Origin of the sequence: Herbaspirillum frisingense (assembly GCF_047325095.1) — a bacterium.
Lineage (GTDB): Bacteria > Pseudomonadota > Gammaproteobacteria > Burkholderiales > Burkholderiaceae_D > Herbaspirillum > Herbaspirillum frisingense.
In genome coordinates, this window is the sequence record NZ_CP168558.1 from 1,835,169 (window position 1) to 1,860,365 (window position 25,197).

The following is a 25,197-nucleotide window of genomic DNA, read 5'->3' on the forward strand; positions in this document are numbered from 1 at the left end:
CAAGGTTCCGAGAGAAGTTGTTTTGGGTTCTCTTGGCTGGCTATGAGTCGGACGGGCGGCCGGTCGGTCAGCAGGGACCCGGCCTGCACCGCCGCAATGGCTGGCGAGTACGTGTTTTTTTGTTATCCGGTATCGCTCGTTGGATTTCGAATTGATACAAGATTTTTACAATTATAAAGACTCTCCAAATAAAAGTGATTCTTATTCTAAAAATTTCTAGGCGGCGTCTCCCGCCTGCGCGGCAGGATCGTCCGGAAGGCCTTGTGATAGCGCCATTTTCCGAATGAAAGCGCTTATGCACGCTGTTGTACAAAGAATACGGACAGGATTGGTCAGCAATGGGCAAGCGTCGGTAATCCGGCTTGAAAAGGCATTTCCGCCAGTCTCGGAGGCGGGGAGGGCGAAGGAGTGAGCGGAGGGAGAGCGGTGACGACAGAACGTCGTCACCGGAAGCTTAGGGGCTGCTAGTTAGTTTGCTTCAGTTGGAATTAATCCAGAGTGAACTATCCTGCCCCGATTCAGCGCGATGTCGGCACCTAGAACTTGAAGTTGCCCGTCAGCGCAAAGGCGCGTGGGGCGCCCGGCGTGTAACGGTAGCCGCTCTTGTTGATGGAGGCGGCGTAGTCCTTGTTGAACAGGTTGGTGACGTTGAACTGCAGGTCCACCGTCTTGTTGAACACATAGCCGGCCATGGCGTCGGCCACCACATAGGCGTCGGTCCGGGTGGGTGTACCGATCGCGCCGTCGCGTCCGCGCCGCAGACCACCCGAATAGCGCAGGCCGCCGCCCACCACGAAGCCCTGCGGCAGGCGCCAGCTGGCCCAGCTGGTGAAGGATTGCTGGGGCGTGTAGTTCAGGACGTTCTCGCCGCTGGCGGTGACGATCCTGCCGCTCTCGACGGTACTGTTCATGCGGCTGTAGCCGGCGGTGAGCGAGAGATTGGGCATCAGTTCACCGCTCACGCCCAGTTCCACGCCCTGGTTGCGCTTCCTGCCGGTCTGGAAATAGACACCGCTGGCTTCATCCTTCTCCACCTCGTTGCTGACTTCGGTGCGGAACAGGGCGGCCGTCAGCAGCAGTTTGCGGTCCAGGATTTCCCATTTGCTGCCGACTTCGGCGGTGCGGGTCTTCTGCGGCGCGTAGTCGGGGTTGGATGCGCTGTCCTTGCTGGCGCTGAGGTTGAAATTGGCACCGCCCGGGGGCTGCTGCGACGTCGCCATCAGGGCGTAGAGGCTGCTGTTGCGGGTCGGCTTGAAGACGCCGGCCAGCTTCCAGTTCAGCAGGTTGCCGGAGGTCTTGAGCTGGGTGGGGCCATTCTGGTTGAGGTTGAAGAAGCGGGTGCGATAGTGGTCTTCGCGCAGGCCGACGGTGACGGAGAAGCGTTCATCGAACTTGACGGTATCCAGCAGATACAGCGAGGCGGTGTCGGTCTCGCCCTTGTTGCGGCCGCTGACGTTGATCCTGAGCTTGCTGTCGTCGAAACGCGGATCGGGCGCATACAGGTTGGCGTCCGGGCGCGGGCCACCGCTGGCGGTGAAGGAAAGCGCATCCTGGCGTTCGCTGCTCAGTTCCAGTCCGCCCACCAGGGTGTGCTGCAGGGGACCGGTAGCGAGCTCGGTACTCACATGGGTCTGGTTGCTGAGGATGTGGTTGGCCTGATCACGCCGATTGATCAGCTGGCGGCCCAGCAGCCAGGTGGAGCGGTCGTTGATCGAAGGTGTCTTCAGGCCGGTGTCGAAGCGGCTGCTCTTCGCGCCCGTGGCGAGGAAGGAACTGAGGCGATAGTCCTGGTCGGTGCGGGCATAGCGGGTGCTGTTCTGCAGCTTCAGTTGCGGTGAGAAGTCGTGCTCCACGCGCAGGGTGTACATGTCGGCGTTGACGCGGTCATAGTCGTCGACATGACCGTAGAAGTTGTGCGGATTGACCCTGGGTGCCTGGCTCAGGAAGGGGCGCGCGGGGTCGGGCGAGCTGTAGCCGGGCAGGCCGATGGTGGAGACACCGCCATCCGGGCGGTTGTTCTGTTGCATGTGGAGGTAGTTCAGGAAGATGCGGGTCGGGCCGTTCAGGCCCCAGGCCAGCGAAGGCGCGATGCCGTCGCGGCTGCTGTGGACTTCATGGCGGCCCGGTACGCCGCTGTTCTGCTTCATCACATTCAGGCGCAGCGCCAGGCCGCGATCGTTGTCCAGCACCCGGTTCCAGTCCACCGTGGCGCGCTTCTGGTTCCAGCTGCCGTAGGTGGCCGAGGCGCTTAGCGCATCGGCCAGTTCGGGCTGCTTGGTGACCAGGTTGATGGAGCCGGTCGGCGAGCCGCGTCCGTTGTCGGTGCCGGCCGGGCCTTTCAATACTTCCACCTGCTGCAGGTTGAAGACATCGCGCGAGATGGCGCCCAGGTCGCGCACGTTGTCCACGAAGATGGCGCCGGAGGCGTCGAAGCCGCGCATGTAGACCGTGTCGCCGGTGCTGGTGCTGCCGTTCTCGCCGAGGAAGAAGGTGCCCACGCCGGGCGTGTTGCGCAGGGCCTCGGTGAGCGAGGTCGCGCCCTGCTGCTCCATCAGCGGGCGTTTGATGATCTGCAGGGTTTGCGGAGTATCGACCAGCGGCTGGGAGTATTTGGGGGAGGCCGAGCGCTCGGCCTTGTAGGGCGATTCCCGCGCGGCATCGACCTGCAGGCCCGGCAACTGGCTGCCGCCGGCCTGGGCATGGGCGGCCACGGCGGGTAGCAGCAGGGCACTGGCGAGGGCGGTGCGCAGGCGGGTAGAGGTGGGGGTGGGGTGTTTGCGACTCTTGATCAGGCTCATGTCAGGTTCCGAGAGAGGGGTTGCGAAATCTCTTGGCTGGCGATGAGGGGGGCGGGCGGGGCAGGCGTCGACGCCGCTCCCGCGCGCTTGCCGACGTGTGGCTGGCGATCAGATATCAGGGATGTCCGGCCGCTGGCTGGAAGACCTCACGGGTCATGGCAAGCCGGAACGGGCGAGTATAGGAAGCGGGGAGGGAAAAGGAACTCCTGCAAATTTCGATTTTTTGCAGGAGTTTTTGCGGCGGTTCTTGATTGGCGAGAGCAGATTTCCGGCGTCGATTTTCTTCAATCAGATTCGTCTGAAAGCGCGAAGGACATCCTGACGCGCCAGGGTGATCAGAAGTGGTATTCCACCCGCACCATCGGCGTCTTGGCCAGCGAGCCGGGGACATTGGAGGGATTACCGAACTTGTTGCGCCAGTACTGGTATTCCAGCCCCAGGCGCAGGCTGTTCTTGCCCATGCCCAGTCGGCTGCCGAGGTCATACATCAATTGGGTATCGATGTTGAACTCGGGCGCGGTGGCACCGCCGAATTCATTCTTGCCCTTGGCCGCGATGTAGTTCAGGTAGCCTTCGAAGCCCCAGCCGGAACTACCCAGCGGGATGCCCCAGGCCAGGTTCAGCATGGGGTGCGTGTCATAGCTGTAGCGGCTGCTGATGCCCTTGGGCTGGTTGCTTTCGAACAGGGCCAGCAGGCTCACGTTGAGGAAGCCCGGGACATCCATCATCAGGGTCGGGCCGATGACCCACATGCGCTTCTTGGAGGCGTAGCTGTTGTCGTTCTTGGTATTCCAGTCCAGGCCCAGGGTCAGGCCGACGCCGCGTGCCGGGCCGAAGGCCAGATCGCGGCCGCTGATCTTGCCCAGGTCCAGGGTGTGGCGGTAGGTGAGATAGGCTTCCTGGGCGTTGTCGTCCTTGCGGTCCGACATCAGCAGGTCGATATTGAGGAAGTTGGTGCCGTAGCGGTAGCCGCTGCTGTGGGTGAAGTTGAGGATGTTCTTGCTGATGTCCTGGCTGTTGTAGGGTTCGGCAAAGCGGGTGCCGTAGCGATAGCCGATGGCATTGTCGGACCAGTCGGCGGCGTGGGCGGCGGTCGCCGACAGCGCCAGGATGCTGGCCAGTGAGGTGCGCCGGGACAGGAATGGGATGGGCATGAAGTCTCCTCCAGTAAGTGGATAAAATTTTTATAGAGATAGTGTCGTCGTGAGGTACGGCACCGGCATGGATGGGCCGGCAGGCCGGCCTGGCAGGGCGCTCCTGTTGGGAGCGTTGGCATGGCGGCGGGGTGGATCGGCGCTGCGGCCTGCATCGGATGTCTTCCCCGATTTGGCGGCGGCAGCGCGGTAAGGCATTATGTCCGCTGCATCGATGGCGGGTATAAGCGCACTCGTATAGGCATCGCCGCCCGGCGGTATATCATCGGCCGGCATCGCAATTCAAATCAGACAGGGAAAGGACGGCAACATGGGAAAACTGAGCACGCACGTGCTGGATATCACCAGGGGCAAGCCCGGCGCGGGCGTGAAGCTGGCGCTGTATGCGGTGGCGGAGGGAAGCAAGACCCTGCTCAAGCAGGCCGTCACCAACAGCGATGGCCGCTGCGACGAACCGCTGCTGGCCGGCGACGCACTCAAGGTCGGCAAGTATGAACTGGTGTTTGCGGCCGGCGATTACTTCGCGGCCCAGGGCGTGGAGCTACCGCAACCGCGCTTTGTCGATGAGGTGGTGATCGCCTTCGGCATCGCTGATGCGACGCAGAACTATCATGTGCCGCTGGTGGTGTCGCCGTGGGCGTATTCGACTTATCGCGGGAGTTGATCGGCAGAAGCCGATTCATCCATGCAGTCGATAAAAAATCCGGTCTTCGCAAGAGGCCGGATTTTTTGTTGGGCGCGTGGTTTCGAGGGAGACCAGCGCGCCGAGCGCGGAAATCAGAACTCGTTCTGCAATTTCTTGTAGCCCAGCACCAGTTCATTGTTGGTGCGCGCTACGTCTTCCGAGAATTCCGATGCCGCCACTGTCACACGGGGGATGGTGGAGAGGTCGGTCTTGGGGCCGATGCGTTCGGTGGAGGGGACGTAGAAGCCCGGCGGCAGGTCGCAGCCATCGACCACGGCGTTGTGGCGCACCACGCAGCCGGCGCCGATGCTGCAATTGAAGAGCACGCTGTTGAAGCCGATGAAGGCATCGTCGCCCACCGTGCAGGGGCCATGCACGATGGCGCGGTGGGCGATGGAGGTGCGCTCGCCGATGGTGACGGCTGCGCCCGACTTGGAGTGGATCACCACGCCATCCTGGATGTTGGAATGGGCGCCGATGATGATGGGCTCCATGTCGCCGTGGGCATCGACCTCGTCGGCGCGGATCACGGCGTAGGGACCGATGAAGACATTCTCATGCACGATCACCTTGCCGCACAGGATGGCGGTGTGGTCGACATAGGCGGATTCGTGGACTTGGGGCCGGTGGCCGGATGGGTTGCGGCGAAGCATGGATCGGTTTCTCCTGGGGATGCGGTGGTGCGGGGCGCCCGCGCGGCCCGGGACAGGCGGGTGCAGCGGCGCGTTCAAGCGGGGAGCGATCATACCCTGTTTGTCCCCGCCCGCCCACCCGACCAGCGGGCAGGGACTTGTCCTGCGGCATCGTAGGCAATATAATTGATAATCATTCTCAAATAATAACCAGTCCTGTCGGACCATCCCTGCGCCAAATGCAAGGGCGAACGGTCGCTGTTCGCAGACTGCGCTGATCCTGATCCTGACGCTCATGTTCATGCTCATGCTTATGCGCCGCTTGCCCACCTACACAACATCACTCGAAAGGAATTCCTTCATGAAGCGTTTGGCGATCGTCTCCGGCCTGTTCACCTCCCTGTTGCTGGCCCTGCCGGCGGGGGCGCACCAGGTCTGGCTGCAGCAGGACGGCAAGCAGGCGAAACTGTATTTCGGCGAATTCGGCGACAACCTGCGCGAAGTCTCGCCCGGGCTGCTGGACAAGTTCGTCTCGCCCAGCGCAGTGCTGATCGGCCCGCAGGGCGACCGTACCCTGGAACTGAGCAAGGCGGCCAATGCCTTCAATCTGTCGGCCAGCGCCGGCAAGGGCGAATCCATCGTGGCCGAGGATGCCCACTACCCGGTCTTCGAGAACAAGCACGCCACCCCGCCCACCCGCACCGCCTGGACCCCGGCAGCACGTCTGGTGACTTCGCAGCAGGCCCAGGAGCCGCGCCTGGCGCTGGACATCGTCCCCACCGGCAAGCCTGGCCAGTTCAAGGTCAGCTACAAGAACGCCGCGCTGCCCAAGGCCAAGGTCGGTCTGGTGACGCCGTCGGGCTGGATGAAGGAAGCCCACTCCGATGCCGAGGGCCTGGTGCAGTTCGACCTGCCGTGGCAGGGTGTGTACGTGGCCGAAGTGCACCACACCGACAAGACCGCAGGTGAACGCGACGGCAAGCCCTATGACATCGCCAGCTTCGTGACCACCCTGTCGCTGGTCCAGCCCAAGGGCCTGAAGGCCTTGCCGGCGGCACCTGCGGCCACGCCCAACAAGTAAGCCGGGCGTCCTCCTTCCATGGCAAGCATGAAACCGATTTCTTCCAGCGGCCCGACCTTGCACTATCGCCTGGCCGTGTTCTCCCGCGCCCTGGCCGCCGTCGGTGGCGGTTATGTGATCAGCACGCTCAGTACGATGGTGTTGGCGCGCCTGCTGCCGATGGCGCCGGCCGACGCGGTGATGACGGCAACCATGCTGTCCTTCACCATCTTCACCTGCGCCGTGATCTGGGTCTTTGCAGCACGTAGCGCTGCGCGGTCCTGGCTTGGGCTGGCGCTGCCGTCGCTGCTGCTGGCCTTGCTGGCCTGGCTGACCGGAACCGGGAGCGTGCTGCCGTGAGGGAGGGATTCCGACAATCGATCGCCTGGCTGCATACCTGGTGCGGCTTGCTGGTGTGCTGGGTGCTGCTGCTGGTGTTTGCCGGCGGCACCGCCAGTTATTACAAGGAAGAGATCAGCCTGTGGATGATGCCGGAGCTGCACGCTACCCGTTCGGCACCGGTGCCGCAGGCCCAGGCCATCGAGCATGCCGTGGCCTATCTGCAGCAGAAGGCACCGCGGGCCGAGCGCTGGTTCATCACCCTGCCGGCCGAGCGCAGCGTGGCCATGCGGGTGGGCTGGGTGGCGCCGGCTGGGGATGGCAACGGCGGCAAGGGCGGCAGCGCGCGCAGCCGCTTCAAGAGCGAGCGCATCGACGCCGCCACCGGCCAGCCGCTGGCACAGGTGCGCGACACACGCGGCGGCGAGTTCCTGTACCGCCTGCATTTCGACCTGCATTACATGCCGGTGCAATGGGCGCGCTGGATCGTCAGCATCTGCGCGCTGTTCATGCTGGTGGCCATCATCAGCGGAGTGATCACGCACAAGCGCATCTTCAAGGACTTCTTCACCTTCCGCCCCCACAAGGGGCAGCGTTCCTGGCTTGATGCCCACAACGCCACGGCGGTGCTGGCGCTGCCGTTTCACTTGATGATCACCTATACCGGGTTGGTCACGCTGATGTTCATGATCATGCCCTGGGGCGTGCAAAGCGCCTACCGCGACAAGGGCGGCGAGACCGCCTTCTTCGAGACCGTGTTCCCCGGCACCGCCGGTCGCGTCAAGCCGGCCGGCGTGGCCGCGCCCCTCACCGCGCTGGCGCCGCTGGCGACCCAGGCGCAGCAGCACTGGCAGGGCGCGCCACTGGCCGTGCTGGTGGTCAACAACCCGGGCGACGCCAAGGCCACCGTGGTCATCACGCGGCAGAAGATGAGCACGCTGTCCTCCCTGCAACCGGGGCTGATGTACCAGGGCGTGACAGGCGAACGACTGGCCGCCTATGGCGACGATCCCAGTGCGACCGCCGTCACCCGGGGGGCGCTGTATGGCCTGCACCTGGCGCATTTCGCCGATCCCTGGCTGCGGGCGCTGTTCTTCCTGTGCGGCCTCTCAGGCTACCTGATGGTGGCCAGCGGCGCCTTGCTGTGGGCGGTCAAGACGCGCCAGAAAGAGGCCAAGGCCATCGCCGGCGGCGCACGCGCCAGCTTCGGCCTGCGACTGGTGGAGGCGCTCAACATCGGCGCCATCGCCGGCCTGCCGATCGCCTTGGCCACTTACTTCTGGGCCAACCGCTTGCTGCCGCTGGAATTGCACCAGCGCGCGCAGATGGAAATCAACCTCTTCTTCGCTGCCTGGGCGGTGGCGGCGGTGCTGGCGCAAGTGCGTCCGGACCTGCGCATGTGGCGCCTGCAACTGGGGTTGGGCGCGGCGCTGTTCATCGGCCTTCCGCTGCTCAACGTGTTCACGACGCAATCCCACCTGGGTGTGACGCTCCTGCTGGGCCGTGGTCCCTGGCCCGTGGCGGCATTTGATCTCACCGTGCTGGCGCTGGGGATTGCTCTGGCGATGGCCGAGCGGGTACTGGCGCGGCGCCAGCGCAAGCGCCAGGATGGCCTGCAGGCCGCGCCGGCCAAGTCCAGGGTCGAGCGCGACCCCGTGGAGGAAACAGCATGACAGCCTTCGGATTCCTGCTCGCGCTGGGCCTGGCCTACTGCGCCTGGAGCGCCCTGGCACTGGCCATGGACCGCCACTATGCCGAGCTGCACGGACGCGGCGCCGAGCCCGCACCGCCGGTACGTCGTCGCCTGCGGCAACTGGGTGTGCTGGGTCTGGTGGCCAGCCTTGCGGTGACGATGCGCATGCAGGGCTGGAGCGTGGGGATGGTGGCCGGCCTGGGGGTATTGACCCTGTCTGCACTGCTGCAGGTACTGGCCTTGACCTACTGGCCCACCCGCGGGCCGGCGCTGACGCGGTTCGTCCTGTTCGCACTGCCGGTCCTGCTGCTGTTGTGGGCGATGGATAACCTGTTGTGATGCACTGCCCGGAAAGTCGCTCCCAGTCAGGCCTGGGGCGCATTGCGCGCAGCGGGTTTGATTTGGATTAAGGGTCGGCTTGCCAAATTCAGGTCCAATCTCAACTCCTCTCTGTTGTATTTGCGGGCTGCGGCAATTTTTGCTGCAGCCCTTTTTTATTTCTTATTTATTCCCGCCTTTATTCCCGCCTTTGTTCCCGCCTTTGTTCCTGCCTTTGTTCCTGCCTTTGTTCCCGCCAGCAAGACCGAGCAAGCCGCTTATGCAGCCTGCTCCGATGGTGGTGGCAACAAGCCCATCTCGCTGCGGAACAGCGCTTCCATGTCACGCCGCACACGGATGGCTTCGCGGCTGTCATCGATGCTCACATCGGCCCAGCTCAGCGTCTGTCCGGCCGCCACGGCGCGCCGCAGGACGATGCCATGCGCCAGGCCGATGGGCAGGGCCTCGTGGTTCAGCGATGCCGCTGCTGGCATCAGCTTGCCGTAGACCATGTAGCCGCCTTCGCCATCGAGTCTTTCTCCGGCCTGCAGGTCGCGCTTGGCCACGGCTACCGTATCGCCGTTGAAGCCCAGCGTGCTGCCGGTGGGCTGGCCGCGCACGGCGATGCTGGCCACCGAATAGCCCAGTTCCAGGCCAATCAGGTGATAGGGCTTGTACATGGAGGCGTAGCGGCCGCTGGCATCGGTCTTCAGGCCGTACTGCGCGAAGCAGTCGCGCACGTAGTCGGTGGGGGCTTCGAAGGTGACATAGACGCCCCAGCGCAGATCGCGCGATACCGGCCGGCCATCACGCTCCAGCGAGGACACCACCTCCACCGTGCCGGCGTGCGGCAGCAGCCCGCCATCGGCACGCGGACGCAGCAGGGTCGGCAGGTCATCCACGCCGCAGGGCGGGAAGGCCAGGCCGCTGTCGGCCGGATGCAGGCCGCAGGCGTTGGCCACGGCCGCCATCTCCAGCGCCGACTTGGTGCCGTCGAGGAAGGAATTGAACATCTGCGCGTTGAAGTCGCCGCCGGCCACCTGTTCCTCGGAAAAGCCGTAATGGCCCCACACCGTATCGGGCGTGGACTGATGGTACTGCGGCAGGTACTTGGTCCCCTTGCCGGCACAGACCACGTCGAAACCCGAAGTACGCGCCCAATCGACCATCTCGGCGATGAGGGCCGGCTGGTCGCCGTAGGCCATGGAATAGAGGATCCCGGCTTCGGCGGCGCGCCGTGCCAGCAGCGGCCCGGCCAGGGCGTCGGCTTCGACGTTGACCATGATGATGTGCTTGCGATGCGCACAGCACAGCAGGGCGTGACGGATGCCGGCGGCCGGGCTGCCGGTGGCGTCGATGATGATGTCGATCTGGGGCTGCGCGATCAAGGCTTCGGCATCGTCCTGGATGAAGGTACTGCCGTGGCGCAGCGCCTCCTCCCAGGAGCGGGCGCCATATTGTCCGGCCACCCAGCCCACCCGCTGCAGCGCTGCCTGTGCCCGCGCCGGCGAGAGATCGGCAATGCCCAGCAGATGCACGCCGGGCGTGCGCGGCACCTGGGACAGGAACATCGAACCGAACTTGCCGGCACCGATCAGGCCGACTCGCACAGGCTTGCCCTGTGCCGCCAGCGCCTTGAGTTGATGGAACATGCTTGCCACGGGTTTCTCCTAGTCACATCGGCCGGTCGGCCAGTGAAAAAAGAGTAGCATTGGGGTTTTGTCGCGTAAATGTCGAGATTTGCACACTGCTCGTGTGAAAATTCACATACCACGCCCATCAAGAGAACCTATGCACAGCTTCGACTGGGACGATCTGCAAGCCTTTCTCGCCGTGGTACGCGCCGGCCGCCTGACGGTCGCGGCGCGCAAGCTGGGGGTGGATCATTCCACGCTGAGCCGCCGCATCGTGGCCCTGGAGCGTGCCATCGGTCAGACCCTGTTCGACCGTCGCGCCAACGGCTACGCGCTCACTGTCGAAGGCGAGCGACTGGTGCCCGATGCCGAGGCCATGGAAAACCTGGCTGTGCGCATCGGCGCCCGCCAGGATGACCCGGCCCAGGGGCTGACCGGCTCGGTGCGCATCGGCACGCCCGAGGCCTGGGGCACCTACTTCCTGGCTGCGCAACTGCAGGCGCTGGCGCAGCGGCATCCCGAGCTGGAGGTGGAGCTGGTGGCCAATCCCCGCATGTTCAGCCTGTCCCGGCGCGAGGCCGATATCGCCATCAGCATGACGCGACCGGAGCAGGGCCGGCTGATCGCACGCCGGCTCAATGATTATTCGCTGGGGGTCTACGCCAGTGCCGATTACCTGGCGCGCCACGGCCCGCTGACGCAACGGCAGCAGCTGCAGGGGCAGCGTTGGGTCGGCTATATCGAGGATCTGATGTGGTCGCCTGAACTGGACTACCTGGCCGAGATTTCACCGGCCATCCGGCCGCAGGTGCGCATCTCCAATGTCATCAGCCAGGTGCAGGCGGTGAAGACAGGTGTCGGCATGGGCGTGCTGCCTTGCTTCCTGGCGCGCCGCGAGCCGGGATTGATCCGGGTGCTGCCGCAAGAGATTGCGCTGTCCCGCTGCTATTGGCTGGTCACGCATGCGGATGCGCGCGATCTGTTGCGGGTACAGGTGGTGGCGGACTTCATCGTGGACCGGCTGGCAGCCCTGGGGGAGGAGTTCTGGGGAGCGGGGCCGGCAGAAGTGCCACCGGCCACCGCTTGAGTTGGCTTCGCGCTTCAGTTGCCGCGGGCCTTGGCGATGGTTTCGCGGGCAGCTTCCATCAGGGCGGCTGGTTCAGGGGCGTTGGATTCCAGGTAGGAGTTTTCCAGTGTCACCGAAAGATTGCTCATCTTCTCCGATAACTCCGCCAATGCCACGCTGAGCTCACACATCAGGGCCGAGATGTTTTTGGGGGACTGCGTCATGCCGTTTTCCTTTCAGATGTCGCACTGTGACTGCTGTGCAAGACCCGGGGCAGGTTCATCGCGCATGCAGGCTGGTGCGTACCAATCGATTACGTCGTGAGCTTTGGCTATTCTAAGTCAAGCCGAATGCAGGTACGACCACCGGCCTGAATAAAAGTGCGACAAATCTGCCTGCGAAGTGCAGGCTTGTTGTGCTGTGGACATGAAGCCGCGCTCAGCGTTGCTGCAACGGCATGTGAGTGCGATGACGCCTTGCCGGCGTGCGATACCGGGGCGCTGGCGCCCAGCGGATTCAGGCGGCGAGCGCCTGCTGCAACATGATTTCCTCGACGAAATCGGCAAACGCCCTGGCCTTGGCCGAGGCCATGCGTCCGGTGGGAAACACCGCCCACAGCGCGATCTCGGGCAGCGACCAGTCCGGCAACAGACGTTGCACGCTGCCATCGGCCAGTTCAGGGGCGAACATCCAGTCGGAGACGATGGTCAGGCCGATGCCGGCCAGTACCCCGGCCCGTATCCCTTCGGCGGCGTTGAAACGTACCCGCCCACTTACCAGTACTGACACTTCGCTGCCTTCCCGCGTGAAGGTCCAGACATTGCTCAACTGGCTGAAGACCAATGTTTCGTGGGTTGACAGGTCGGCCGGCACCCGCGGGGCGTCGATCTGCTTCAGGTAACTGGCACTGGCCAGCACGGAGCGCCGGCTGGTGGCCAGCTTGCGCGCGACCACGCCGGAGTCGGCCAGGCTGCCCATGCGCAGCGAGACATCGATGCCCTCGGCGATCAGGTCGATGGTGCGGTCGTCCAGAATCACATCGACCTCCAGCCCGGGGTGGCGTGCCAGGAAATGCGGCAGATGGGGAATCACGAACAGTCGCGCAAAGGTCGGCGCGGCAGAAATGCGCAGCCGCCCGGACAGCCCGGCACCGGCGCCCCGGGCCGCCAGTTCGGCTTCGTCGGCCTCCTGGATCGCCACGCGGGCACGCTCGTAGAAACGCAGCCCGGCCTCGGTCGGCGTGAGTCCATGGGTGGAGCGCAGCAGCAGCTTGACCTGCAGCTTGTCTTCCAGCTGCGCCACGGTCTTGGAGACGGCCGGTTGCCCCACGCCCAGTACCCGCGCCGCGCCGGAAAAGGACCCAGCCTCCACCACCCGCACAAAACTCGTCATTGCCAGCAACCGATCCATGTCTCACCCATTCCTGTTTGGAATGAGCATTATAGCCGGGAGCTATCTGCCATTCCTGCCGATGGGGGAACAGAATGCATTCCATCGGCTGGCGCACACACCACCGGCCGCCACTCTGCAGGACCCACTCAACCCCAGCAACAGAAAACAGGAGCTTCATCATGACTTTGCAAGACCGACTCGACGCATTCAAGGCTGACTTCGTGGCCGGCAAGCCGCCCTACAACGTGCCACCCGCCGTGATCGCCACCATGCAACGCGCCACCGACGAACTGATCGCCTCGGGCGCGGCGCAACGAGCGCTCAAGGCCGGTGACCGCGCACCCGATTTCGTCCTGCCCGACCCCGAGGGCAAGCTGGTGTCGTCCACCGAATTGCTGGCCGAGGGGCCGCTGGTGCTGAGCTTCTATCGCGGCGTCTGGTGCCCCTACTGCAACATGGAATTGCAGGCGCTGCAGGAAGCATTGCCGGCCATGCGCGAACTGGGCGCTAGCCTGGTGGCGATCTCGCCGCAGTTGCCGGCCAACAGCCGCAAGGCATTGCGTCAGAATGCACTGGAATTCCCCATCCTGTCGGATAGCCACAATGAAGTGGCGGCCGCCTTCGGCCTGCGCTTCAGCTTGCCTGACTATCTGGTGCAGCTCTATCAGTCGCTCAAGAACGACCTGCCGGCCTTCAATGGCGACCCGGGCTGGACCCTGCCGATGCCGGCGCGCTATGTGATCGGTCGTGATGGCGTCATCGTCTACGCCGAGGTCAATCCCGACTACACGCGCCGTCCCGATCCGTCGGACATGCTGCCGGCCATTCGCCAGGCGGCGCTCTGATCGGCGGATGGCGTCAGTGCCGGGCCAGCACGACCAGGCCCGGCACGGCCTGCTGCATTTCCACGCGCAGGCTTTCTTCGCGGATCAACAGCGGATGCAGGCCGGCAGTGCGCAGGCAGTCTTCCAGGTAGGCGCGCTGGTGGCGGAAGCGACCACTGGCGTGGAGATGGTAGGGGGCCGCGTGTTCGCTGTCGGCCAGTTCCACGGTGAAGAACAGATGTCCGCCCTGACGCAGCGATTGCGCGGCGGCGCTGAAGAACGCCTCCAGTTGACCGCAGTAGATCAGCACATCGCACGCCACGATCAGGTCGTAATGGTGTGCATGCGTGCTCATCCATTCGCTTACTTCAGCCTGTGCCAGATGGGCATAGTCGTGATGGCGGGCGGCGTGGCCCAGCATGTTGGGCGACAGGTCTATCCCTTCCAGCCGGCGCGCATAGGGTGCCAGTACCGGTGCGCACAGGCCGGTGCCACAGCCGGCGTCCAGCACGTCCAGCACCGCTTGCGGCGGTGGCAGCTCGGCCTGCAATACCGCCGCCAGTACCTGCGGGCCACGGTATTCCAGATGCGACACCAGGTTGCTGTCGAAGTGATCGGCATAGTCGTCGAAGCGACGCACGATGTAGTCACGCGGTACCGTATCGCTGGGCAGGCCGGCATAGGCCGCATGCATGTGGGTGGCAATGGGGTGGCCGGGTTCTTCCTGCAGCCATTGGCGGCAGACCTCGGCCGCCTGCTGCGGCTGCCCCAGGAAGTAGTGGGAAATGGCCAGCAGCTCGCGTGACTTGCCTTCATGCGGCGGCAACACATAGGCCATGCACTGGTAGCGCGAACTGAGCATGCGCTCGCCGGCCTGGCCGTGCAGTTCTGCCAGCTGGTGCATGGCGGGCAGCAGTTGCGGGTCGATCGCCAGCGCCCGTTCACAGGCGCCGATGGCCGCCTCGTTCTTGCTCTGGGCGCGCAGGGCGGCTCCCAGGTTGTTCCACAGCTGTGCGTCGTCCGGTCGCAGGGCGAGGGCGTCGTCATAGGCCTTGGCCGCCGCTGCGAATTGCTGGCAGGCGAACAGCACATTGCCCAGGTCGTTGCACCAGTCGGGATCGGGCGCGGCCAGGTCGGCCGCCTGGTGCATCAGGGCCAGACCTTCATCATGCTGGCCGCGCTGGTGCAGCAATACACCCAGGTAATGCAGCGCCGCTGCATGGTGCTCGTCGAGCTCCAGCAGCAGACGATAGTCGTCTTCCGCGTCGTCCAGGCGGCCGGCGGCGTGATGGGCGAATGCAGAAGTGAAGCTTTGTTCGAGCAGGTCTTGCAGTGCGTTTGAATGGGCCAAGTGGGGCTCCTTATCGGGATAGCAGGACCGGGGTCGGGCCGGGGGTGGCGGCAATGGCGGCGCCGGCGACGCTGGAGTGCGGCAGCGGATCGGCTTCTGTGGCCGATGACGCCAGCGTGAAAGCGGCTACCGATGTGGTCAGGGCGACAGCCTGGGCGGTCAGGCCGTGGGCCGCTGCCGAGGTCTGCTCCACCAGCGCGGCGTTCTGTTGGGTGGCCTGGTCCATGTCCACCAGCGTGCGGCTGACCCGGTCGATGCCTTCGGCTTGCTCACGGGTGGCGGTGGCGATGTCATGGACGGTGCTCATCACGTGACCGAACGACACCACGATCTGCCCGATGGCCTGGTCCGCCTGCTTGACCTGATCAGCCGCCTGGCCTACCGAACCGATCGAATCCGCAATCAGTTCCTTGACTTCGCGCGCCGCTTCGGCGCTGCGCAGTGCCAATGAGCGGACTTCTGCGGCGACCACCGCGAAACCACGCCCCTGGCTGCCTGCGCGGGCCGCTTCCACCGCCGCGTTGAGGGCCAGGATGTTGGTCTGGAAGGCGATGCCATCGATCACGCTGACAATGTCTGAAATGCGTCCTGCGCTGGCGGTGACCCGCGCCATGGCGCCGGCGATGCCGCCCATGACCTGGCCACCGCGCTGGGCGTCGTGGGCGGCGGTGGCGGCCAGGGCATTGGTGCGTTCGGCGTTCTGTGCGTTGTTGCCGACGGCTGCCGACAACTGCCGCAGGGTGGCGGCGGTCTCTTCCAGTGCGGCGGCTTGTGCTTCGGTGCGTTGCGCCAGTTCACCATTGCCTTGCGCGATGTCGCGCGCGCCCTGATGCACATCACGGGTGGCATCGCGGATGTCGACGACGGTGGCGCCCAGGCTCTCCTGCATGCGCGCCAGCGCCGCCAGCAGCACCCCGATCTCATTGCGGGAAATGCCCTGTACCGGATGGCCGAGATTGCCGTCGGCGATGCGGTCGAAATGCTGTGCAGCCTGCCTCAGCGGCGTGAGCACCAGTCGCCCGAACAGCCACCAGCACAGGCCGGCGAGCAACAACGAGCAAGCCAGCATCGCGACGGCCAGGTAGGTGGTCGTTGCGATACGTCGCTCGGCGGCCAGGCGCAGATCGTCACGCACGGTTTCGGCTTGGGCGATCACCTCGCGCAGGGTGGCGGCGAATTCACGGTCGGCGGCTTCCGCACTGACGGTCGCAGCCGCATAGTCGTCCAGCGAGACGTCATAGAGCGCGACCTCGCGCAGGCCGAGGACCTTGGTATAGGCCTCGTAGGCCTGGTTCACGCGGACGACCTGGGCCTCGGCCATCGCCTCGGCCGGCAGTGTCTTGCGGTAGCCCTCGAAGGCCTTGCGGGCCGCCTGCAGGGCGGCCGAGGCACGCCGGGTGTAGTCGTTGGACTTGATCTGGTCATCCTTGACCAGGTTGATGTAGGCGTTGTCCATGTAGATCAGGGTCGACAGGAACAGCCGCTCGGTATCGTGCAGGGGCTGGATGCGCTGGTCCGACAGCACGATCAGGGCGGTGGTGGCCTGGGCCGCCGCCCGTGCGCCTTGCCAGGCGATGCCCACTGCGATCCACAAGGCCAGGGAGAAAATACCCACCACCAGCAGCAATGCGCTGCGTAAGCTCAGTCTTGCCAGCATGTTCGGCTCCCGCGCAGTTCAACGCAGACCGAGGCGATGGTCCAGCGACCAGGTGCCGCCACCGCGTGCCACCAGCAGCAGGAGCAGGCCGGCCCAGGACAGGTGCGTCGGCCAGGCATCGGGATAGACAAAGATCTCGATGACCGCCGTCATGCCCAGCAGGGCCAGCGCCGCGCCGCGGGTGAACAGGCCCAGCACCAGCAGCAGCGGGAACAGGTGTTCCGCATAGGCCGCCATGTGCGCGGCGAGATCGGGCGGCACCAGCGGCAGCCGGTATTCCTCCTGGAACAGGACGTAGGTGCTGTCCTTGATGGTGAGCCAGCCGCTGACCTTGGTGCGGCCGGAGAGAAAGAAGATCGCCGCGATCGCCACCCGTGCCACCAGGGCCAGCAGGGTGTCGCTGATGAGACCCTGGGCGAGCCCTGCGGCGCGGTTCCAGAGCGTGGGGCGGACTTGGTCGACCGTGGTGGCCGGCAGGGCGGTGCGATGTTGCATGGTGTTCTCCGTCAATTGAAGGTGAATGCGGTAAAGGCGCCGGCCAGCAGCAGCCGGCCCAGCAGGGCGGCGACATCCAGATCAGGTTCCTGCGCCAGCGCCAGCGCGGCGGCCTGGGTGACGGGCTGGCCCTCGCGGCAGGCGGCCAGGAAGCGGCATGCCCCGTGGCTGATTGCCTGCCATTGCACCTCGGCCTGCGGCCGGGTGAAGAGTGCGGCTTCGCCGTGCCAGTCGATATCACCCGGATCGATCGCGGGGTCGGTGCGATTGGCCGACCAGATGGTGGTGACCGGATGCTGCGCATCGTGGTGCCAGCGCGTGGCGGCATGCGGTACCAGGCGCACGTCCTGGCCGGCCACCAGCGCGCTCTGCAGCGCGGCGGTCTCCACCATGGGCTGGTCGGCAGCCAGGTGGGCTTCGGTCCAGCAGCGGTCCAGCATGGCCACGCCGGGCAGGTAGGGCAGTTCATCGGCGGCGGGCAGGGCTGCCAGGAAGGCGGCAAAGCCTTCGCCATAGGCGATCAGGCTGGCCTGCCGGGGCAGGTGGTCGCGGGCGTAGGCCAAGGCGGCCGCGTGCATCCAGTCGCTGCCGACCAGCCGCTGCACGGCCGGGTAGTTGGCCGCCAGGGCGTCCACGCAGCCCTTGAAGACGGTATTGCGATAGACCGCGAAGGCCGGCTGCCGCAGCAGGGCGGCGACGGTGGCGTCGTCGCTGTGGTCTTCCAGGAGGGCTTGCAGGAAGGCCGGGTAGTAGTGGAAGTGGACATCGTCCGTGGTGAGCTCGCTCATGCTGCCTGCTCCGCATCGGCCTGAGCAACGCTGGCCAGCAGATCGGCGGCCATGGCGCGCTCCTGCAGCAACTGCTCGAAGGCCGGCACATTGCCGTCGCGTTCGATCAGGGTGGGGCGCGCGCCGATGCGCGTGATCAGGTGCTGGTACAACGCCCAGACCACCGGCGCCACCGGGGCATCGTGCGAATCCACCAGCAGCCCGGGCAGGCTGACATCGGCACTATGGCCGGCGAGGTGGATTTCATGGATGTCGGCCGCGGGCAACTGGTCCAGGTAGGCGCGGGCATCGATGCCGAGGTTGCAGGCGCTGACATGGACGTTGTTGACATCGATCAGCAGGGTGCAACCGGTACGGCGGACCAGTTCCTGCAGGAATTCCGGCTCGCTCCAGGCGTGCTGTTCCATGTGCAGGTAATGTGAAGGATTCTCCAGGGCGATGCGGCGCTTGAGCGCATCCTGCGTGCGGTTGATGTTGGCCGCCACGCGTGCCAGCGTGGTGCTGGTGCGGGGTACCGGCAGCAGGTCGGGCAGATAGTGACCGGCGATGCGCGACCATGCCAGGTGCTCCGAGACCAGCACCGGTTCCACCCGGTCGATCAGATGCGCCAGTCGGCGCAGGTGATCGGGATCGGGGGCATCGGGGCCGGCCAGGGACAACGACACACCATGCAAGGCCAGGGGATGGCGTTCGCGGATGGCCTGCAGCCAGGCCAGGCGGGGGCCGCCGTCCATCAGGTAGTTTTCCGGATGGACTTCGAACCACAAGCCTGCCTGCCCGCAGGCCAGCGCTGCATCGAAATGCTGGGGCTTCAGACCGAGTCCGGCCGAGATGGTGTGGGTGGTCATGACCGTCTCGCTTACATCGGCTTGAGCGAGCCCATGCCGTGCGGGGTCTTGATGGAGGTGCAGGTACCGGCCGGCACGTTCTTCCAGGCATTGCCCTGGTAGTCCATCTTGGCGGTGCCGGCGCAGGTGGTGCCTTCACCGGCCTTGCAGTCGTTCTGGCCGGCCATGGAGACGCCATAGCACTTCTCGACGGCGGTCTTGTTCATCGGTTGCTTGTCTTGTGCCATGGCCACGCCCGAAGCGAGGGTGGCGAGGGTCAGGGCGGCGGTGGCGACGATACGTGCGTTCATGGTGGACTCCTTGAAATTGGAAAGTGAAGAAAGTGATAGCGACCGGTGCAGTCCGCCGGCGGGGAATGCCGTGGCTGCCGATCTGATGGTTAATTCGCCGGCAGTCGGGCGCCGGTTACAGCCGTCGCAAAATTTTTCGGATAAATATTTTTTGCGCCGCCTGTAACCGGCGGCAGGGTTCAGACGAATACATAGGAGAGCGCCTGGAGCGCGTACCTGCTCGCATGAGCCAGAGGGGGATGCAATGAAAACGATGGAACTGGTCAATATGCTGGCCGCCGGCACGGAAGGACAGGCCGCCGGCGGCCGACCTGTGATGCTGCGCCATGTCACCGCGCGCATGGCGGTGGCACTGGCGCTCGGCTTGCTGGGGGCGCTGCTGCTGCTGGCGGCGCTGTATGGGGTGCGCAGTGATGTGCGGCAGTTGCTGCAGGCGCCCTTGTTCTGGATGAAGGTGTCCTTCCCGCTGGCGGCCCTGCTGGCCGGACAGATGGCGGCGGCGCGGCTGGCACGACCGGGTGTGCGCATCGGCCCGGGACCGGCGGCGGCGCTGCTGCTGCCACCCCTGGTGCTGTGGCTGGCCGGTGGCAGCTGGCTGGCCCTGGCGCCGCCCTCGCAACGGCTGGAGCTCTTGCTGGGCAGCAGCTGGGAAGTCTGTTCCCTCAACGTGGCCTTGCTGTCGCTGCCCACGCTGGCCACCATGCTGTGGTTCATGCGCGGTCTGGCACCCACCCGGCTGCACGCGGCCGGCGCGGTCGCCGGGCTGGTGGCGGGCGCACAGGGCGTGCTAGTCTATTCACTTTATTGCGTGGAGATGGCACCGCCCTTCTGGGGTGTCTGGTATGTGCTGGGGGTGGCGCTGCCGACGCTGGCCGGTGCCTGGTCCGGTCCCTGGCTGCTCCGTTGGTGATCTGGCGGCTCTTCCATGACTGAAAGCCTATTCATGTTTGCTCATGCCGCACCGGCCTTGCCGGATGACCGGACCGTCCGACCGGGCCAGCCATTGGCCGGCAAGGAGCCCTCGCACCCCACCGAAGAACGCCTGCGCGCTTTGCTGCTGGCCGGGCTGGATGGTGACGCCGTGGCCTATCGGGATTTCCTTTCCGAACTCAGCGGGCGGCTGCGGGCCTTCCTGCGCAGGCGTCTGCAGAACATGCAGGACGAAGTCGAGGACGTGGTCCAGGAAACCCTGCTGGCGGTGCATAACGCTCGTCATACCTATCGGCCCGACCAGCCGCTGACGGCCTGGGTGCATGCCATCGCCCGCTACAAGCTGATGGATTTCCTGCGTGCCCGCTCGCGCCGGGAAGCCTTCAACGATCCGCTGGACGAAGAACACGACCTGCTGGCCACCTGCGACGACGAACCGGCCCAGGCCCGGCGCGATGTCGGTGCGCTGCTGGAGGAATTGCCCGAGAAGCAGCGCCTGCCGATCCTGCACGTGAAGCTGGAAGGCCTGTCGGTGGCCGAGACGGCGCAACTGACGGGGATGTCGGAGTCGGCCGTGAAGGTCGGTATCCACCGTGGCCTCAAGGCGCTAGCACTCAAGATCAGGGAGAAATTGCAAGCATGAAGACCGATGAACTCATTGCCATGATGGCCAGCGGCGTGGCCCCCGTGGACCGGCGGCTGCCGCTGCGGCAGATGGTGCAGGCACTGACACTGGGCGCGGTGTTGTCGCTGCTGCTGATGTTGATGATCTATGGCCTGCGCCCGGACCTGGGCGTGATGGTGGGCGTGCCGATGTTCTGGATCAAGCTGGCCTTCCCGAGTGCATTGGCCGTGGGGGCCATGCTGGTGCTGCGGCGCCTGATGCGCCCGGGCCTGCGGGTGGGTGCCACCTGGGCTGGTATCGCCTTGCCCAGCCTGGCGATCTGGGCCGGTGGTGCGCTGGTGCTGCTTTCCAGTCCGGCGGCGCAACGCCTGCCGCTGCTCATGGGCAGCACCTGGCGCAGCTGCCCCTTCAATATCGCGCTGCTGTCGGTGCCGCTGTTCATCGGCATCTTCTGGGCCGTGCGCGGCATGGCGCCAACTCGTCTGCGCCTGACCGGTGCGGTGGCCGGGCTGCTGGCAGGGGCCGTGGCGACCATGGTGTATTGCCTGCATTGCCCGGAGATGGAGGCGCCTTTCTGGGGCCTGTGGTATTTCCTGGGGATGCTGGTGCCGGCGCTTGCCGGTCTGTTGCTGGGACCGCGGTTGTTGCGCTGGTAGGCCGGAAAGCAAGCTGAAAAGTGATCTGAAAAACAAGCCGGAAAAACGGAGAAACCAGGAACATGCGACTGTCAGACCTGTGGCGACGCGCCACCCCCAAGACCCCTGCACGTCACGCTGCCGACGACGCGCCCTTGCTCACCAGCCTGTTCCTGCTGGCCTGGGCAGTGGAAGCGCGTGATCCCTATACCGGCGGGCATCTGTGGCGGGTGGCGCGGTTATCGCGGCTGCTGGCCGAAGCGGCCGGGCTGGAGCCGGCGCAGGTAGCGCGCATCACCATCGGCGCCTTCCTGCATGACCTGGGCAAGATCGGCATTCCCGATGCGGTATTGGGCAAGAAATCCAAATTGGACGATACTGAATACGCGGTCATCAAGACCCACCCGGAAATCGGCCATCGCATGCTGGCCGGGCATCCCCTGGCGGCGCTGGCCGAGGATGCGGTGCTGCTGCACCATGAAACGCCGGACGGTCGGGGCTATCCCTTCGGACGACGTGGCGAGGACATTCCGCTGGCGGCCCGCATCGTGGGCATCTGCGACGCCTTCGATGCCATGACCAGCACGCGGCCCTATCGCAGCGGCATGCCCATTGCGCGAGCCATGGAGATCATCCAGGGTGAGCTGGGCCGGCAATTCGACGCGGCCCTGGGGACGCTGTTCATCGGCTTGCAACAGCATCCCGAGCTGGCCCATATCGTCGGCCACAGCGACGAGGGTATCCCCCTGCAGCGCTGCGTGTCGTGCGGTCCGGTGGTGGTGCGTCCGCGCCACGCGGTGGCGGGCGATACCCTGTACTGCCCGGCCTGCCATAGTGAATACACCATTGCCGCCCACGACCAGGGACTGGTCGCCACCGGCCGGCAGGATACGGCCCGTGCCCTGGCAGTGGCGCCCGACAGCGCACTGATCGGGCGGCTGGTCGGCGAAAACCTGGCGGCCATCGCCTGAGGCCGATATGAAAAAGCCCGCGCAGGGCGCGGGCTGGTCATGAACTATGAACCGTGAACCGTGAACCGTGAACCGTGTGTCAGGCGCCGGGGTTCAGAAGGTCTCCCAATCCCCCTCATCTTCACCGGCCGGCAGGCGCGAAGGCGACTTGCCGCCTGCCGCCTTGGACGCGGGCGCCTCGGCCTTGGCGGCTGCGGGCTTGGGTGCAGCCGCCTTCGGTGCGGCCGGCTTAGGCGCGGCAGCCTTGGGGGCGGGTACTGCCGGTCGGGCTGCAGCCGGTTTGGGAGGGGTAGCCGCAGAGGCCGGCGTACTTGCCGGTGCGGCCGGACGCACCGGCGCCCTGGGAGCGACCGGCGCAGTCTGCGCCACGCGGGCATGGCTGCCGTCGATGTGGAAGCCGCCCACCAGACCGGCCAGGGTCGCCGCCTGATCCTGCAGCGACTGGGCGGCCGCGGCAGCCTGTTCCACCAGCGCAGCATTCTGCTGGGTACCCTCGTCCATCTGGGTAATGGCGCGCCCCACCTCGGCGATGCCGGCGCTCTGTTCCTGGCTGGCCGAGCTGATCTCGCCCACGATATCGGTCACCCGGCGTACGCTGGCCACCACTTCGGTCATGGTGGCGCCGGCCTGTTCGACCAGCTTGCTGCCGGTATCGACCTTGGCGACCGAGTCATCGATCAAGGCCTTGATCTCCTTGGCCGCCGAGGCCGAGCGCTGGGCCAGGGAGCGCACCTCCGAAGCCACCACCGCAAAGCCGCGTCCCTGTTCGCCGGCACGGGCTGCTTCCACCGCCGCGTTCAGGGCCAGGATATTGGTCTGGAAGGCGATACCGTCGATCACCCCGATGATGTCGGCGATCTTGCGTGAACTGTCGGTGATGCCTTCCATGGTCTGCACGACCTGGCTGACCACGCTGCCGCCCTGGATGGCCACGTCCGAGGCCGATTCGGCCAACTGGTTGGCCTGGCGCGCGTTGTCGGCGTTCTGCTTGACGGTGGCCGTCAGTTGTTCCATGGCCGAGGCGGTTTCTTCCAGCGAGCCGGCCTGCTGTTCGGTGCGGCCGGACAGGTCGAGGTTGCCGCTGGCGATTTCCTGCGAGGCGGTGGCAATCGTGTCGGCCGAGGTCTTGATATTGGTGATGGTATTGAGCAGCGAATCACGCATGCTGCGCACCGCAAACAGCAGGCTGCTGCGGTCACCCGGCGCGGTCTCGATGTTGGGCGTAAGGTCGCCCTGGGCGATGCGGTTGGCCACGTCGGCTGCCTTGGCCGGATCGCCGCCGATGGTACGCAGGATGCCACGGTTGATCACGATCACCAGGCCCACCAGCGCGGCAGCCACCACGGCGAACAGGATCACCATCTGCCACAGGCTGCGCATGAAGGCGGCATTGATGTCATCCATGTAGGCGCCGGTGGTCAGGTGCCAGTCCCAGGGCTGATAGGAGATCACGAAAGAGGTCTTGGCCACCGGTTCGGCCGCGCCGACCTTGGGCCACAGATAGTGGACGAAGCCGCCATTGGGCTGGCTGCCGGCCTTGGTGATCTCGACGAACAGGTTGTTGCCGGCCGGGTCCTTGAAGTTGGTCAGGTCCTTGCCATCCAGTTCGGGCTTGATCGGGTGCATGACGATGATCTGGGCCGAGGTGGAAATCGAGAAGTAGCCATCACTGCCATAGCGCAGGCTCTTGATGGCGGCCTTGGCGCGCTTTTGTGCTTCTTCCTTGCTCATGGTGCCGCCCTCGGCCAGGGCGCCGTAGCCCTTGACCAGCGACAGCGCGGTCTGGCCGATGTTGGTCAGGTCGGCCTTGCGTTCTTCCAGACGGACCTGACGCACCATGAAGGCGCTGAAGACGGAAATGGCCAGAAGTGCGATGAGGCTCAGTACGAGCGGCAGCCAAAGTTTCTTGCTGAAGGACAACTGGCCCATGATGTAGATCTCCCATTGGTTGGTGGAGGCTCCCCGGCATCCTTGCGCCGGAGCGATTGCATCGGGACGCTGGCCCCGGACACATCACTTTCTGTGAGCACGATAAGAACAATGACACCCTGAAACTCATCCGGACGGCGAAACCGCAGCAGCCTGGGTGACCTTGTTACTTTACCGATGGATGACAAGGGCGAAGGCGCGAACAGGAGGCGGAAGGGGGGTCACTTCATGGGCTGACGGCAGTACGCAGGCGATACCAGGCCTGGCCTATCCACTCGCGCAGGGCGTAGCTGGCCATCTGCAGGTGGCTGGCGCCGGGCAGGTAATCGGTCACGCGCGCACGTGCCGGCACCAGGAACAGCGTGGCCGCAGCCCTGGCCTGCAGCCCGGTGCGGGCGAAGGCGCGCATGGCACGCGGCATGTGGATGCTGTCGGTGACGACGAGGACGCGCTCGATACCCTCCGCCTTGAGCATGGCAGCCGACAGGGTGGCGTTGTCGGCGGTGGTGTCGGCATGGCGCTCCTGCCAGCGCACCGGCACGCCGAAATCGCGTTGCAGCACCCGCGCCATCAGTTCGGCCTCGCTCTGCGGCGAGCCGTCCGGACTGCCCCCGGTGACCAGGATGGGCAGGCCGCTCTGGCGATGCAGGGCGGCACCGTATTGCAGCCGCTTCATGCCGATCGGCGTGGCGTCGTCCAGCCCGCCGTATTCCGGCGCCTGGTCGATCCGGCCGGAACCGAGGATGACGATGGCCTGGGCATCCCCCACGCTTGCCAGCGGCGGGTACTGGTTTTCCAGCGGGGCAATCAGGCACAGGGCGCCTATCCGGGTACTGAGCACCAGCAGGCTGGCCACCCCCAACAGCACCAGCGCCGCACCCGTGCGCGGTGCACGGCGCCGCCACAGCCAGCCGGCCAGGCACAGCAGCAAGGGGGAGACCGGTGGCAGCAGCAGGCTGCTGGCCACGGCCGAGAGCAGGACGGAAAAGGACATGAGCGGCACGCAAAGCAGGATGAGCGCGCATTGTGCGGCATTGTGCAGCCCCGCGTCACCTGTGTTGCCGTCGCTGAAAATGCACAATT

Annotated in this window: 25 protein-coding genes; 11 read left to right on the forward strand and 14 right to left on the reverse strand. The window is 65.4% G+C overall.

Features of this window, described 5'->3' with window-relative positions:
• Positions 1–536 precede the first annotated feature (536 nt).
• Together ACEOAC_RS08395 and ACEOAC_RS08400 are read right to left on the reverse strand one after the other, a co-directional pair.
• Entirely contained in the window at positions 537–2,798 is a 2,262-nt protein-coding gene (locus ACEOAC_RS08395) for a catecholate siderophore receptor Fiu (protein ID WP_413628784.1), read from the reverse strand.
• Between the two features lie 335 nt (positions 2,799–3,133).
• Positions 3,134–3,952, reverse strand: a complete 819-nt coding sequence (locus tag ACEOAC_RS08400; RefSeq protein ID WP_413445720.1) for an outer envelope protein — start codon at positions 3,950–3,952, stop codon at positions 3,134–3,136.
• A 310-nt stretch (positions 3,953–4,262) separates the two neighbouring features.
• On the opposite strand from ACEOAC_RS08400, the gene uraH reads away from it, so the two are divergent.
• Positions 4,263–4,616: a hydroxyisourate hydrolase gene (gene uraH, locus ACEOAC_RS08405; RefSeq protein ID WP_006465218.1), complete on the forward strand. Its 354-nt coding sequence runs from the start codon at positions 4,263–4,265 to the stop codon at positions 4,614–4,616.
• A 113-nt stretch (positions 4,617–4,729) separates the two neighbouring features.
• Here the strand turns inward: uraH and ACEOAC_RS08410 are convergent, their stop codons facing one another.
• Positions 4,730–5,290, reverse strand: a complete 561-nt coding sequence (locus ACEOAC_RS08410; protein ID WP_006465219.1) for a carbonic anhydrase — start codon at positions 5,288–5,290, stop codon at positions 4,730–4,732.
• Positions 5,291–5,630: 340 nt separating this feature from the next.
• On the opposite strand from ACEOAC_RS08410, the gene ACEOAC_RS08415 reads away from it, so the two are divergent.
• The 4 genes from ACEOAC_RS08415 to ACEOAC_RS08430 are packed head-to-tail and all read left to right on the forward strand — an operon-like array spanning position 5,631 to position 8,700.
• On the forward strand, positions 5,631–6,350 hold the full coding sequence (locus ACEOAC_RS08415) for a cobalt ABC transporter substrate-binding protein (RefSeq protein WP_180671118.1): 720 nt from the start codon (positions 5,631–5,633) through the stop codon (positions 6,348–6,350).
• 27 nt (positions 6,351–6,377) lie between these two features.
• Entirely contained in the window at positions 6,378–6,689 is a 312-nt protein-coding gene (locus ACEOAC_RS08420; protein WP_413445855.1) for a DUF3649 domain-containing protein, read from the forward strand.
• Positions 6,686–8,341, forward strand: a complete 1,656-nt coding sequence (locus ACEOAC_RS08425) for a PepSY-associated TM helix domain-containing protein (RefSeq protein ID WP_413628785.1) — start codon at positions 6,686–6,688, stop codon at positions 8,339–8,341. The genes ACEOAC_RS08420 and ACEOAC_RS08425 overlap by 4 nt, the downstream gene beginning before the upstream one ends.
• Positions 8,338–8,700: a DUF3325 domain-containing protein gene (locus tag ACEOAC_RS08430; protein WP_413445774.1), complete on the forward strand. Its 363-nt coding sequence runs from the start codon at positions 8,338–8,340 to the stop codon at positions 8,698–8,700. Before ACEOAC_RS08425 ends, ACEOAC_RS08430 begins: the two co-directional genes overlap by 4 nt.
• A 257-nt stretch (positions 8,701–8,957) precedes the next feature.
• Here ACEOAC_RS08430 and ACEOAC_RS08435 read toward each other — a convergent pair whose 3' ends face one another.
• Entirely contained in the window at positions 8,958–10,331 is a 1,374-nt protein-coding gene (locus ACEOAC_RS08435) for an NAD(P)H-dependent oxidoreductase (protein ID WP_077236377.1), read from the reverse strand.
• Between the two features lie 139 nt (positions 10,332–10,470).
• Here ACEOAC_RS08435 and ACEOAC_RS08440 point away from each other — a divergent pair, with 139 nt between their 5' ends.
• Positions 10,471–11,400 (forward strand): LysR family transcriptional regulator, encoded by a 930-nt coding sequence (locus ACEOAC_RS08440; RefSeq protein ID WP_413445338.1) that lies wholly within the window; start codon positions 10,471–10,473, stop codon positions 11,398–11,400.
• A 14-nt stretch (positions 11,401–11,414) separates the two neighbouring features.
• Here ACEOAC_RS08440 and ACEOAC_RS08445 read toward each other — a convergent pair whose 3' ends face one another.
• Together ACEOAC_RS08445 and ACEOAC_RS08450 are read right to left on the reverse strand one after the other, a co-directional pair.
• Complete coding sequence (locus ACEOAC_RS08445) at positions 11,415–11,603, reverse strand: hypothetical protein (RefSeq protein ID WP_006465586.1); 189 nt, start codon at positions 11,601–11,603, stop codon at positions 11,415–11,417.
• A gap of 292 nt (positions 11,604–11,895) precedes the next feature.
• Positions 11,896–12,789 (reverse strand): LysR substrate-binding domain-containing protein, encoded by an 894-nt coding sequence (locus ACEOAC_RS08450; protein ID WP_413445339.1) that lies wholly within the window; start codon positions 12,787–12,789, stop codon positions 11,896–11,898.
• A gap of 161 nt (positions 12,790–12,950) precedes the next feature.
• Here ACEOAC_RS08450 and ACEOAC_RS08455 point away from each other — a divergent pair, with 161 nt between their 5' ends.
• A complete protein-coding gene (locus ACEOAC_RS08455; RefSeq protein ID WP_413445340.1) occupies positions 12,951–13,616 on the forward strand; it encodes a peroxiredoxin-like family protein in 666 nt (221 codons plus the stop codon).
• 13 nt (positions 13,617–13,629) lie between these two features.
• Here ACEOAC_RS08455 and ACEOAC_RS08460 read toward each other — a convergent pair whose 3' ends face one another.
• Genes ACEOAC_RS08460 through ACEOAC_RS08485 form a run of 6 tightly spaced genes read right to left on the reverse strand, consistent with a single transcriptional unit; the run spans position 13,630 to position 19,024 of the window.
• On the reverse strand, positions 13,630–14,946 hold the full coding sequence (locus tag ACEOAC_RS08460; RefSeq protein WP_413628786.1) for a methyltransferase domain-containing protein: 1,317 nt from the start codon (positions 14,944–14,946) through the stop codon (positions 13,630–13,632).
• Between the two features lie 10 nt (positions 14,947–14,956).
• Positions 14,957–16,603, reverse strand: a complete 1,647-nt coding sequence (locus tag ACEOAC_RS08465; RefSeq protein ID WP_413628787.1) for a methyl-accepting chemotaxis protein — start codon at positions 16,601–16,603, stop codon at positions 14,957–14,959.
• Between the two features lie 18 nt (positions 16,604–16,621).
• Positions 16,622–17,098: a DoxX family protein gene (locus ACEOAC_RS08470; RefSeq protein WP_234294165.1), complete on the reverse strand. Its 477-nt coding sequence runs from the start codon at positions 17,096–17,098 to the stop codon at positions 16,622–16,624.
• An 11-nt stretch (positions 17,099–17,109) separates the two neighbouring features.
• On the reverse strand, positions 17,110–17,886 hold the full coding sequence (locus tag ACEOAC_RS08475) for a DNA-binding domain-containing protein (RefSeq protein ID WP_413628788.1): 777 nt from the start codon (positions 17,884–17,886) through the stop codon (positions 17,110–17,112).
• A complete protein-coding gene (locus tag ACEOAC_RS08480; protein ID WP_413445813.1) occupies positions 17,883–18,734 on the reverse strand; it encodes a DUF692 domain-containing protein in 852 nt (283 codons plus the stop codon). The genes ACEOAC_RS08475 and ACEOAC_RS08480 overlap by 4 nt, the downstream gene beginning before the upstream one ends.
• 11 nt (positions 18,735–18,745) lie before the next feature.
• A complete protein-coding gene (locus ACEOAC_RS08485; protein WP_006465594.1) occupies positions 18,746–19,024 on the reverse strand; it encodes a DUF2282 domain-containing protein in 279 nt (92 codons plus the stop codon).
• A 244-nt stretch (positions 19,025–19,268) separates the two neighbouring features.
• Between ACEOAC_RS08485 and ACEOAC_RS08490 the strand changes: the two genes are divergently transcribed.
• The 4 genes from ACEOAC_RS08490 to ACEOAC_RS08505 all read left to right on the forward strand — a co-directional run bounded on the left by ACEOAC_RS08490 (position 19,269) and on the right by ACEOAC_RS08505 (position 22,185).
• Positions 19,269–19,934 (forward strand): DUF1109 domain-containing protein, encoded by a 666-nt coding sequence (locus tag ACEOAC_RS08490; RefSeq protein WP_234294162.1) that lies wholly within the window; start codon positions 19,269–19,271, stop codon positions 19,932–19,934.
• A gap of 15 nt (positions 19,935–19,949) precedes the next feature.
• Positions 19,950–20,597 carry a sigma-70 family RNA polymerase sigma factor gene (locus tag ACEOAC_RS08495; RefSeq protein ID WP_039877276.1) on the forward strand — a complete coding sequence of 216 codons (648 nt, stop codon included), beginning with the start codon at positions 19,950–19,952 and terminating at the stop codon, positions 20,595–20,597.
• A complete protein-coding gene (locus ACEOAC_RS08500) occupies positions 20,594–21,235 on the forward strand; it encodes a DUF1109 domain-containing protein (protein ID WP_413445704.1) in 642 nt (213 codons plus the stop codon). The genes ACEOAC_RS08495 and ACEOAC_RS08500 overlap by 4 nt, the downstream gene beginning before the upstream one ends.
• A gap of 62 nt (positions 21,236–21,297) precedes the next feature.
• The gene (locus ACEOAC_RS08505; protein WP_413445703.1) at positions 21,298–22,185 is read left to right on the forward strand and encodes an HD-GYP domain-containing protein; all 888 of its coding nucleotides are present in this window, start codon (positions 21,298–21,300) and stop codon (positions 22,183–22,185) included.
• A gap of 93 nt (positions 22,186–22,278) precedes the next feature.
• Here ACEOAC_RS08505 and ACEOAC_RS08510 read toward each other — a convergent pair whose 3' ends face one another.
• Entirely contained in the window at positions 22,279–24,114 is a 1,836-nt protein-coding gene (locus ACEOAC_RS08510) for a methyl-accepting chemotaxis protein (protein ID WP_413628789.1), read from the reverse strand.
• 226 nt (positions 24,115–24,340) lie between these two features.
• On the reverse strand, positions 24,341–25,108 hold the full coding sequence (locus tag ACEOAC_RS08515) for a YdcF family protein (RefSeq protein WP_413628790.1): 768 nt from the start codon (positions 25,106–25,108) through the stop codon (positions 24,341–24,343).
• Positions 25,109–25,197 lie beyond the last annotated feature (89 nt).

Coding starts and splice junctions, on each gene's coding strand:
- ACEOAC_RS08395 (WP_413628784.1), bottom strand. CDS start 2,798: ATGAGCCTGATCAAGAGTCGCAAACACCCCACCCCCACCTCTACCCGC.
- ACEOAC_RS08400 (WP_413445720.1), bottom strand. CDS start 3,952: ATGCCCATCCCATTCCTGTCCCGGCGCACCTCACTGGCCAGCATCCTG.
- uraH (WP_006465218.1), top strand. CDS start 4,263: ATGGGAAAACTGAGCACGCACGTGCTGGATATCACCAGGGGCAAGCCC.
- ACEOAC_RS08410 (WP_006465219.1), bottom strand. CDS start 5,290: ATGCTTCGCCGCAACCCATCCGGCCACCGGCCCCAAGTCCACGAATCC.
- ACEOAC_RS08415 (WP_180671118.1), top strand. CDS start 5,631: ATGAAGCGTTTGGCGATCGTCTCCGGCCTGTTCACCTCCCTGTTGCTG.
- ACEOAC_RS08420 (WP_413445855.1), top strand. CDS start 6,378: ATGAAACCGATTTCTTCCAGCGGCCCGACCTTGCACTATCGCCTGGCC.
- ACEOAC_RS08430 (WP_413445774.1), top strand. CDS start 8,338: ATGACAGCCTTCGGATTCCTGCTCGCGCTGGGCCTGGCCTACTGCGCC.
- ACEOAC_RS08435 (WP_077236377.1), bottom strand. CDS start 10,331: ATGTTCCATCAACTCAAGGCGCTGGCGGCACAGGGCAAGCCTGTGCGA.
- ACEOAC_RS08440 (WP_413445338.1), top strand. CDS start 10,471: ATGCACAGCTTCGACTGGGACGATCTGCAAGCCTTTCTCGCCGTGGTA.
- ACEOAC_RS08445 (WP_006465586.1), bottom strand. CDS start 11,603: ATGACGCAGTCCCCCAAAAACATCTCGGCCCTGATGTGTGAGCTCAGC.
- ACEOAC_RS08450 (WP_413445339.1), bottom strand. CDS start 12,789: ATGGATCGGTTGCTGGCAATGACGAGTTTTGTGCGGGTGGTGGAGGCT.
- ACEOAC_RS08455 (WP_413445340.1), top strand. CDS start 12,951: ATGACTTTGCAAGACCGACTCGACGCATTCAAGGCTGACTTCGTGGCC.
- ACEOAC_RS08465 (WP_413628787.1), bottom strand. CDS start 16,603: ATGCTGGCAAGACTGAGCTTACGCAGCGCATTGCTGCTGGTGGTGGGT.
- ACEOAC_RS08470 (WP_234294165.1), bottom strand. CDS start 17,098: ATGCAACATCGCACCGCCCTGCCGGCCACCACGGTCGACCAAGTCCGC.
- ACEOAC_RS08475 (WP_413628788.1), bottom strand. CDS start 17,886: ATGAGCGAGCTCACCACGGACGATGTCCACTTCCACTACTACCCGGCC.
- ACEOAC_RS08480 (WP_413445813.1), bottom strand. CDS start 18,734: ATGACCACCCACACCATCTCGGCCGGACTCGGTCTGAAGCCCCAGCAT.
- ACEOAC_RS08485 (WP_006465594.1), bottom strand. CDS start 19,024: ATGAACGCACGTATCGTCGCCACCGCCGCCCTGACCCTCGCCACCCTC.
- ACEOAC_RS08490 (WP_234294162.1), top strand. CDS start 19,269: ATGAAAACGATGGAACTGGTCAATATGCTGGCCGCCGGCACGGAAGGA.
- ACEOAC_RS08495 (WP_039877276.1), top strand. CDS start 19,950: ATGACTGAAAGCCTATTCATGTTTGCTCATGCCGCACCGGCCTTGCCG.
- ACEOAC_RS08500 (WP_413445704.1), top strand. CDS start 20,594: ATGAAGACCGATGAACTCATTGCCATGATGGCCAGCGGCGTGGCCCCC.
- ACEOAC_RS08505 (WP_413445703.1), top strand. CDS start 21,298: ATGCGACTGTCAGACCTGTGGCGACGCGCCACCCCCAAGACCCCTGCA.
- ACEOAC_RS08510 (WP_413628789.1), bottom strand. CDS start 24,114: ATGGGCCAGTTGTCCTTCAGCAAGAAACTTTGGCTGCCGCTCGTACTG.
- ACEOAC_RS08515 (WP_413628790.1), bottom strand. CDS start 25,108: ATGTCCTTTTCCGTCCTGCTCTCGGCCGTGGCCAGCAGCCTGCTGCTG.